The following is a 9,096-nucleotide window of genomic DNA, read 5'->3' on the forward strand; positions in this document are numbered from 1 at the left end:
TGCTCCCTGGTCTCCGACCGCGCCGCCGTGCGGTGATCACCCACCAGCCGACCAGCCATGCCAGGATGCCCCGACCCTAATTACGACCCAGGTCGATAGATCCGTCACCGTCTCACTGGACTTGAAATCCTCCGAGTGCTGCGGTGCTGCGTCGTCCATGGGGCGGTTTCCTAACGGTATCGGGGCCAGCAGCGGTGCCCGCATCGACCGGTGCGCGGTGCGGCCGGCCCCGTCCCGCATCGTGGGGTCCGGGACGGGGCCGGCCGCGTCCGTACCGGCCTCCGGCCGGGGGCGGGGACCGCCGGTTCGGTGCTGGGTTATGGGTGGTCGGTTAGTGGTGGTCGGTTAGCGCCAGGACAACCCGGCCGTGTAGTGGTAGCCACGGCCCCACATGTAGAACCGTCCGTGGGGCGCTGTCACGTTGTGGAGGGTGGGGATGTCTGACGGCGTGTCAGGGTATGCCGGGGTCGACTGTCGGTCCTGGGTCAGGCTGCTGTCGTCAGGTTGCTGTAGTCAGGCTGCTGTCGTCAGGCTGGTGGCACCGGTGATGTGGTTCCAGATGGTGAAGCGGAGGGTCATTTCGAGGCGGTGGTCGGGGGCGGTCATGAGGTGGCGTGGGGGTCGGAAGTGGGGTGAGATGCCGCTGAACGCGGCCAGGAATCTCTGTGCCCCGCCGACCAAGCGGAAGCCCTGCATGGCGCGTTCGCGTTGCCGGGTGGGTTGGTGGGAGTTCTCGGCGCGGTTGTTCAGGCCCTTGTGCGAGCGGTGCTCCACGCAGGGCATGACCTGCCGGTGGGCGGTGCCGTGGGAGCGGAGCTTGTCGGTGACCGCCACCCCGGGCACCGAGCGGGTGACCTTCCTCAGCTTCCTGAAGAAACGCCTGGCCGCAGCCGTGTCCCGGCGGTTCCGCACGAGGATGTCCAGGACGTCGCCGTCGGCGTCCACCGCCCGTCAGAGGTACTTCCGCTCACCGTTGACCTTGATGAAGACCTCGTCCAGGTGCCACATGTCCCCGGGCCGCGGGCGCCGCAGCGCGTTGGCGTAGTCCTGACCGAACTTCAGAGTCCACGCTGGGGGCAACGCTGGTCCGTCGTCAGCGCGCCTCTGAGGAAGAGGACCCGCAGGCGACGAGGCTGGCTCGGACCATCGAAACCGCTTCTTCGTCCGACATGCCCAGCTCGTGGACGAGCATGGCGAACTGACGGCTACTCTCCACCAGCAATGCGTGCGAACGGGGCATCGCGGCCGTCACCACGGCGCCCCGTCCCGGCCTCAGATCAATCAGCCCCTCCGCTTTGAGGGATTGATAGCCGCGCAGGACCGTGTGGACGTTCACACCGAGGGAGCGGGCGACTTCCCGGGCGGAGGGCAGCCGGTCCCCCACCCGCAGTCCACCGTCGATCATCGCGCGGCGCACTGAAGCGGAAACCTGCTCAGACAAAGGGACGTGGGAGGCAGGATCGACCTTCACCAACATCTCATCACCGTTCTGCCTGGTCTCGTCGGGCGATCAGCCCGTTGATGAGTCCGGCGGCACCGGTGGAATCGTCTACGGTGATGACGAACTCCTTGCCGTCCGCAAGGTCAAGCCACAGCGCGTCGCCGCCGCGGAGAGCGACGGCGCGGCGTCCGGGCGTGATGCGGTAGCCGAGGCCGCCCAGTTCAACGAGGGAGGTCCACCGGGTCGAGGCCAAGCGGATATCGACCAAGGGGATCCGGCGTCGAAGGACTGGCGGGATTGCGGAGGCGATGGAGACGCCCTGGTCGTTCACCGACGCACGTACTGTGCCGGCCATGGTTGAAAGAAGACCTATGACCAGCGAAGGCCACAGCCAGGTCATGTCGTCTGTCGTGACTGCGGCGGCGACTCCGGCGCCGATGACCGCCACACCAGCGACCACCAGCCACCGAGGCCCGGCGAATCGGTTCCATACCGCGCGCTCTCCGGCGGCAAGTTCGATCGGTTTGGGAATGTTCTTGGCGCTCACTTGATCCTCCTTGATGTGACGAGCCCGAATGCGGCGGCGAGGCCAGCCGCGGCAACCGCAACCGTCAGATGAGGCATGAGGTCGAAATCGACGAACTGGGCGTCAGATGCGGCTGCGTTCGCCAGTAGGAGCGCCACAGAAAGATTTCCCGTGAAGGCAGCCACCGCCCACGCTGTCATCACGTTCACCTGATGTCCCCGAGAGCTCACTCCCTACTTGTAGGCCAGAGCGGCGAATAGGAGAGCTTCAGCGAAGAACAGGTCGAGAGCGAAGGCGAGCGCGGCCATCGGCGCGGAGTAGCCGTCGGGGCCGTTGCTGTCGAAGTGAGTGGCGATCCGGCCCGTCAGCTGGTCTCATTTTGCGGCGAAGACGCCAGCATAGATGATCGCTACGGTCACGAACGGGCCTGCGGACAGGGCGATTTGGTAGCCAGGGCCAACCGTCTTCCCCTGGCCGGCGGGGGTGGTGTTCACGGGGGACACCTTCCGATTGCAGCTCTTGTCCTGAACGACGGATGCGCGTGCAGAGGCGGCTCAGGTGTGATTTCTTGTTGTTCTACTCATGCTAGAACAATATGAGCTTCGTGGGAAGGCTTCCGTGTACTCGTCCAGCCGGACTGCGACCACTCCTGACCGTACGTTCGACCACGCGGCGGACGGAGGCCTTCGGCAGGGGCGCCACCCTGAAGGCATCCCGATCCCTGCTCACCGGGCAGACCGCGTGGCCCGCATGGCCCGAGACGCCGGGTCCTTCCGTCAGAATGACCGGCTAGGACCTGTCCGGTCGATCATGTTGCTGGTTAGGGTGTCATCTGGACCAAGACCGCCGACGAGATCCTCACCAAAGCCAAACGTAAATGGATCTCAAGCTCGCGACACTAGGTGCTGGTCCGTCAGTTTGGCGCGGCGATTTTTGGTGTTGGCCAGCCAGACGCCGGGTTTTACTTCCACCGGCCTCCCGGCCGGTCCGTCCGCTGCTGTGCCGTGTCTGAGGTCCGCGAGCAGTTCCACAGGTGTTCCTTTGTCAGCCCTGGCCGCCGCCGGCCGCGCACGAGGAGTGCGGGCCGGCGGCGGGGGCGCGCGCGCTGAGCGGGAACGGGTCGGGCGACCGGCTAGAAGGTGATCTTCCAGCTGTTGATGTAGCCGACGTCCTGCGCCGCCACGTCCTTGACGCGGAGTTTCCAGACCCCGTTGGCGACCTCGGAGGTGGCGTTGACGGTGAAGGACTTGACGATGTTGTCGGCGCTGCCGCCGGCGCGGTTGTGCAGGTTGTAGACGGTGCCGTCGGGGGCGACCAGGTCGACCACCAGGTCACCGCTGTAGGTGTGGACGATGTTCACGTCGACCTTGGTGGTGGCCGGGGCGTTGCCCGTGACGCCCGAGACCGTGATCGGCGAGTTCACCGCGGCGGCCGGGGAGTCCGGGATGGTGACGTCCGCCGTGTTCTCGAAGGACGGCCCCGGCGGGACCGGGACGGCGAACCCGAGCTTCCAGATCGCGTAGGCGATGGCGTCGGAGTTGCGGTCCAGGGCGGTGTCGTTGATGTTCGCCGTGGTGTCGCAGGAGGCGTGGTAGCACCGGTCGAAGGCCTGACCGGAGGTGCCGCCCCACTTCTGGGCCTGGGCCGCCGTCTTGGTGTAGTCGGCGCCCGAGAACAGGCCGCCGACCGGGATGCCCGCGGTCTTGAACGGCGCGTGGTCGGAGCGGCCGTCGCCCTCGGTCTCGATCTCGGTGGGGATGCCGAGGCCCGCGTAATAGTTCTTGAAGGTCTGCTCGATGGTCGGGTCGTCGTCGTAGACGAAGTAGCCCGGGTTCGGCGAGCCGATCATGTCGAAGTTCATGTAGCCGGAGAGCTTCGCCCGCTCGGCGGTCGGCAGGTTGTTGACGTAGTGCTTCGAGCCGATCAGGCCCAGCTCCTCCGCGCCCCACCAAGCGAAGCGCAGGTGCTTCGTGGGTGTGAGGCCGGACCGGGAGACGGCCAGTGCGGTCTCCAGGATGGCGGCCGAACCGGACCCGTTGTCGTTGATGCCGGGACCGGAGTTCACCGAGTCCAGGTGCGAGCCCGACATCAGGACCGAGTTGGGGTCCCCGCCGGGCCAGTCGGCGATCAGGTTGTAGCCGGTGGCGCCGCTGGAGGTGAAGCTCTGCAGGGTGGTCGTGAAACCGGCCGCGTCCAACTTGGCCTTCACATAGTCGACCGAGGCCTTGTAACCGGGCTTGCCGTGGGCACGGTTGCCGCCGTTGGCGTTGGCTATGGACTGCAACTGCGTCAGGTGCGCCTTGACGTTGGCGACCGGAATGTCGGGCGGCGTCGGCGCCGCGGCGACCGAGGCCGGCGAGGCGAGCGCGGCGGGAGCGGTGGCGGCGAACAGACCGGCGACCGCGAGGGCGGTCACGGCGGCCAGACGCCGGGAGACGGACAGGCTCATGTGGGGACTCCGGGATTCCGTACTGGGGATATGTGCGGAAACGTGCGGGGAAGAACTGGTGAGCTTCGTGCGTCAGTGCGAGCCTGATGTTCAGCGAGAGCATGACATCCCGTCAAGACCTGAATCCGGTCAGCGCTGTTCGGAAAATAGACAGACCAGCCCGTGGCTAGGGGGCGCGGGACACTGGAGGGATGGATGCGAAAGACGTGCCCCCGGCGAACACGGCGCATACCTTCCGCGACGGCAGCACCACGAAGGACATGATCGTCCAGTCCATTTCCACGGTGAACCTGGACTGCAAGCGGCGCTCCTCCATCACCGCCGACGGTGTTGTCACGTTGGCTGACGGGGGTGGGATGATCTTGGGGTTGGTCGTGCGGGGAGGGGATCGCTCGTGTCGATTACGCCGCCGTCGCACAAGGGGCACCGGTACCCGGTGGAGGTCATCTCGCACTGTGTGTGGTTGTACTTCCGGTTCCCGCTCAGCTTCCGCGAGGTCGAGGAGCTGATGCTCGAGCGCGGCGTGATCGTGTCCTACGAGGCGATCCGCCGGTGGACTCTGAAGTTCGGTCAGGACTACGCCAACGCGCTGCGGCGCCGTCGCCCGCGGCCCGGGGACATGTGGCATCTGGACGAGGTCTTCATCAAGGTCAACGGTGACCTGATCACCGATGTCCATACCACCCACGCCGCGGCCCCGGACAGCACCGCCACTGCCGGAATCGGCCGGCGCCTGGCCGAAAGGCGGCTCACTCCCGCCGAGCAATACCTCGACGCCGGTTACCCCTCCACCGCCCTCGTCCAGGCCGCCGCCGCTCACGGCACCACCCTGGTCACCCCACTCTTGCGCGGCGGGTCCCGCAAGGACGCCCCCGCCGACTACCGCCAGGACGCCTTCGCCATCGACTGGGACATCCGCAAGGCCACCTGCCCCAGGGCCGGACCAGTCACGGATGGTTCCCCTGCCGTCAACACGGCCAGGACGCCGTCGTCGAGTTCTCCCAGGACACCTGCCGCCCCTGCCCCGTCCGTGACCAGTGCACCACCTCCAAACGGGGCTTCCGGACGCTGACGGTCCGCCCCACCCACGCCGCGCACGACACCCTCCGCCAGGCACACCGGGACCAGAACGCCCCCGACTGGGAGAAGAAGTACGCCCTACGCGCCGGCGTCGAGGGCACCATCAACCAGGCCCTGGACGTCACCGGCCTCCGCCACGCCCGCTACCGCGGGCTGCCCAAGACCCTCCTCCAGCACGCCTTCTCCGCGACCGCCGTCAACGTCATCCGCCTCGACGCACACTGGCGTGACCCCACGCTTCACCCTGCCCGAACCAGCAGACTCGCACGACTCCACACCCAACTCGCTGCATGAACACGGGAATTGCGCAACAGAGTCGCCCTGGGGCCTTCGCGACCACCCGGCGGTGGACACCGCCCTGCTCGTGCTGAGCGAGCTGGCAGCGAACTGTGCCCTCCACGCATGGAGATTCTCCCCGGACTTCGACGTCCGGATGGCGGTCGAGGAAGAGCACCTGGTCATCGCCGTCCACGGGCCGGCCCCGGCCACCGAGGAGTCTCACGACAAGGGAGGGCCTATGGCTTCCGCGAACCACCACCCGCTCTACCGCTGCACCGACGCATTGCTCGTCCGTGCCAGCACACACGTCGAACTGCCGTTGCCCGCCTGGCCGGACCTGACTGGGGACACCCCCGCTGACTCCGAACGATCCTGACTGGTCGCCATCGCCCAGCAGCACGGGTGCCTTCGGTACGGCGCTGTATTCAATCGGGCCAGCACAGTCATCGTCGGCGACTCCCTCGAAGACGTGCGAACCGGCTATGAAGGCGGTGCGTTTGTCGTTGCCTCCGGGACCACTACCCGGGAACAGTTGGACGGGGCCGACCTTGTGCTCGACGACCTCACCGACACCGGCGCGCTCCTCGACGCTATCCACGCATGTGCGCGGGACACCTGAGCGGACGCGTTGTTGACGGGTGGCTTACGCCCAAGACTCGTCGCTCTCGGTCTACTGACACCTGGTTTCAACGGCGTCCCGCGTCGACCGGCAGCGAACGGCTGGCTCTCCTTGGTGATTTCATCGAATGCGCAGTCGTAATGGCGTGACGAAATTTGAACCAACTGTCGCTTGGCTGTGTGGCGTCGTCACTCTGGGCCGTCGATCTTCAGTCAACTTGACGGCAGTTCAACGAAAATCCCCAAGGCAGTGATCGTCAGGTTACGATCAGCGATCACGTGAAGGTGAAAGGCGATCGGTTTCGAGCTTAAAGCGACGGGAGCGTCGAAGGCATGGCCACTGATCCACGCGCCCGAGGATGCACGAGACTGCGGCCTACGTGCCGGACCTCAGGCGATGGCCTGAGCTTCGTCGTGGCCGACGATACGGACTCTTGGGTCATAGACGGGTATCCATCGAGGCCGAGCGTAACCGCCGGTGGCGTTCTCGCGCTGCACGTAGCGACGACGGCCGCAGTCTTTCGGGCCGACATCTATCGTTCGGGGTCTAGGCCGCAATTGATGGGGAGTGCGGTGTGGCCCGGAAAGCCGGGGGAGCCCCGACGCCATGACGAAGACTGGCAGTGGCCAAGTTTTAACTTCCCGATACCCCTTGACTGGCCGTCCGGCGTCTACATCGTGGTACTTACGCCGGGCTCGCAGCACCTCGCAGGGACGGATCCAGGCATCGATGTTCCTGAATTGGATGCGCGAACTGCCCGCCTGTTGGTGGTTGTTAAGCGTCAGGGACCGCGCAAGACCGATGTCTTGTACAAAGTCCCCATCCTCACGTACCACGCCTACAACCTGAGCGGCGGCGCGAGCCTGTACGGCCCGCTTGGCGACCCCTTGGGCACCGCCCGGGACGGCGGCGTCGCCCGTGTGAACCTTCGGAGGCCGGGAGGCGGGGTTGGTGGCCCAGTGAAAGGGTTGCCGGACGCGCATGATCTCGGCACGCCTCGTCAGACGTTCGCTCACTGGGATGCCCCATTCATCGCCTGGCTCGAAGCAAACGGCATCGACTGTGACTACTGCACTGACCTCGATCTCCACGAAGGCCGTTACCTGGACGACGGTTACCGTCTGCTCCTGTCCGCCGGGCACGACGAGTACTGGACAGAGGATGTCCGCCGCCATACCGAGAGGTTCCGCGACAGCGGCGGAAATCTCGCGAACTTCGCTGCAAACACCTGTTGGTGGCAGGTGCGCATCGCGGAGGACAGTACGACGGTTTGCTGCGAGAAGTACCCGCCGCTGTCAGCCGGCGGCGATCCGGACAGCCTTCGTCGTTCCCCCGACAAATGGTGGGAGTCTGAACCAGAGAACACCCTGACCGGTGTGAGCTACCGCAACGGCGGGGGGCACTGGATCGGTACACGCGCACCGATCGGATACGCCGTCCAGCACACCGCCCACTGGGCGTTCGCGGGCACGGGACTGTCCGACGGAGACGTGCTGGGGTCCGAGCATGCGCTGGTGGGATACGAATGCGACGGTGCTCGGTTTGATCGAGACGCGACAGGCCGCGCCCGACCAACGGGGACGGACGGGACACCAGTCGACTTCACGATCCTCGGAGTTGCTGAACTTCCCCAAGATCCCGTGCATGGCTGGGAGTTCAGCGCAAACGACGAGGCGGGCCGACAGCGGGCCGCGACGTTCGGCTTGTATACCCGAGGCGGAACCGTCTTTACCGCAGCTACGACCGACTGGCCTCGGGCACTCGAGCATGACCCGTGCGTGGAAACCATCACCCGCAACGTGATCACTTATCTCTCCTGCGACCGGAGGAACTAACGTGCGCGTGTTGATCGGCGTTAACGGCATCGGTATGGGACATGGCGTCCGACGGGGCGAGTTCGCCTCCCTTCTGCGTTCGCGGGGACACGAGGTACAGATCGTGACCAGCGGCACCGGTCTGGCGTACTTCCGTGGGCTCGGGTTCACCACGTGGGAAGGATGGCTGCCCCAGCTTGTCGGTACGCCATCGCGCCTACCCGTGGGAACCAGCATCGCCGCGAACTACCGCCGGACACCTGACGGCATCCGCCAACACGCCTTCATCCGTAACCGGTTACGAACCAGCGGGGTCCCCGACGTATTCGTCACCGACTACGAGCCCAACAGTGCCTGGCTGGCGTACGGGTTCGGCCGTCCGTTGGTCTCAGTGGATCAACAGAGCAAGTACCGCCACCTCGAACTGCCTCCGTTGGGTGCCTACCGACAGGCTGTGGAGCGGAAGCGCCTGCGCATGTTCATGCCACGTGTGCAGAGATCCTTCGTGTGCTCGTTCCTGCCGATGGCATCTCCGCGATCTGTCGTCGACGTGATACCGCCGATCCTCGCCAAATCCATCCGCGCGGCGACGCCGACGCAGAGCACGTTGTCGGTTGCGTACTTCTCGCGCTACTTCGATCATGGCCCGCAGTCCTCGGCTTTCGCTCTGGCGGACGTCTTCCGCTCGGGGTCTTCCGATCGCCGGTTACGGATCTACGTGCGCTCGGAAGACTTCGCTGCGGTGAGCCCTTGCAGCGGAGGCAACGTTGAGGTCCATTTGTAAACATTCAGTGGGTAATCGGAGCGTGATGCAGGACGCGTTTCCGTGACGGCGTGTGAGGTCCTGCTGCGGCGTGTGGTTGGATCGTCGGGTGCCGGATCTGGAGT

The 9,096-nt window shown here is 65.8% G+C and carries 9 protein-coding genes and 2 pseudogenes; 6 read left to right on the forward strand and 5 right to left on the reverse strand.

Annotated features, from left to right (window positions below; genetic code table 11):
- Nucleotides 1-513 precede the first annotated feature (513 nt).
- The 5 genes and pseudogenes from AC0Z36_RS28810 to AC0Z36_RS28830 all read right to left on the reverse strand — a co-directional run.
- A pseudogene (locus AC0Z36_RS28810) lies at nt 514-1,068 on the reverse strand (IS6 family transposase); the annotation flags it as partial.
- Nucleotides 1,069-1,093: 25 nt separating this feature from the next.
- Nucleotides 1,094-1,477 carry a GntR family transcriptional regulator gene (locus AC0Z36_RS28815; RefSeq protein ID WP_485466020.1) on the reverse strand — a complete coding sequence of 128 codons (384 nt, stop codon included), beginning with the start codon at nt 1,475-1,477 and terminating at the stop codon, nt 1,094-1,096.
- A gap of 4 nt (nt 1,478-1,481) precedes the next feature.
- A complete protein-coding gene (locus AC0Z36_RS28820) occupies nt 1,482-1,988 on the reverse strand; it encodes a hypothetical protein (protein ID WP_485466021.1) in 507 nt (168 codons plus the stop codon).
- Nucleotides 1,985-2,176 (reverse strand): hypothetical protein, encoded by a 192-nt coding sequence (locus AC0Z36_RS28825; protein WP_485466022.1) that lies wholly within the window; start codon nt 2,174-2,176, stop codon nt 1,985-1,987. Before AC0Z36_RS28825 ends, AC0Z36_RS28820 begins: the two co-directional genes overlap by 4 nt.
- 923 nt (nt 2,177-3,099) lie before the next feature.
- A complete protein-coding gene (locus AC0Z36_RS28830) occupies nt 3,100-4,416 on the reverse strand; it encodes a M28 family metallopeptidase (protein ID WP_485466023.1) in 1,317 nt (438 codons plus the stop codon).
- A gap of 394 nt (nt 4,417-4,810) precedes the next feature.
- On the opposite strand from AC0Z36_RS28830, the pseudogene AC0Z36_RS28835 reads away from it, so the two are divergent.
- From AC0Z36_RS28835 to AC0Z36_RS28860, 6 genes and pseudogenes are all read left to right on the forward strand, one after another.
- Nucleotides 4,811-5,074, forward strand: a pseudogene (locus AC0Z36_RS28835) (IS6 family transposase); the annotation flags it as partial.
- A 269-nt stretch (nt 5,075-5,343) separates the two neighbouring features.
- Entirely contained in the window at nt 5,344-5,790 is a 447-nt protein-coding gene (locus AC0Z36_RS28840) for a transposase (protein ID WP_485466027.1), read from the forward strand.
- Complete coding sequence (locus AC0Z36_RS28845) at nt 5,723-6,151, forward strand: hypothetical protein (RefSeq protein ID WP_485466024.1); 429 nt, start codon at nt 5,723-5,725, stop codon at nt 6,149-6,151. Before AC0Z36_RS28840 ends, AC0Z36_RS28845 begins: the two co-directional genes overlap by 68 nt.
- 9 nt (nt 6,152-6,160) lie before the next feature.
- A complete protein-coding gene (locus AC0Z36_RS28850; RefSeq protein WP_485466028.1) occupies nt 6,161-6,394 on the forward strand; it encodes an HAD hydrolase-like protein in 234 nt (77 codons plus the stop codon).
- A gap of 560 nt (nt 6,395-6,954) precedes the next feature.
- Nucleotides 6,955-8,229, forward strand: coding sequence for a N,N-dimethylformamidase beta subunit family domain-containing protein (locus tag AC0Z36_RS28855; RefSeq protein ID WP_485466025.1), 1,275 nt, complete (start codon nt 6,955-6,957; stop codon nt 8,227-8,229).
- Between the two features lies 1 nt (nt 8,230).
- Nucleotides 8,231-8,992 carry a glycosyltransferase family protein gene (locus AC0Z36_RS28860; RefSeq protein WP_485466026.1) on the forward strand — a complete coding sequence of 254 codons (762 nt, stop codon included), beginning with the start codon at nt 8,231-8,233 and terminating at the stop codon, nt 8,990-8,992.
- Nucleotides 8,993-9,096: the final 104 nt, after the last annotated feature.

The sequence above is a fragment of the Kitasatospora sp. UYEF31 genome (assembly GCF_057291755.1).

What these genes read in the sequence shown, in the direction of transcription:
- AC0Z36_RS28815 (WP_485466020.1), bottom strand. Translation starts at nt 1,477, where the DNA reads ATGTTGGTGAAGGTCGATCCTGCCTCCCACGTCCCTTTGTCTGAGCAG.
- AC0Z36_RS28830 (WP_485466023.1), bottom strand. Translation starts at nt 4,416, where the DNA reads ATGAGCCTGTCCGTCTCCCGGCGTCTGGCCGCCGTGACCGCCCTCGCG.
- AC0Z36_RS28855 (WP_485466025.1), top strand. Translation starts at nt 6,955, where the DNA reads ATGGGGAGTGCGGTGTGGCCCGGAAAGCCGGGGGAGCCCCGACGCCAT.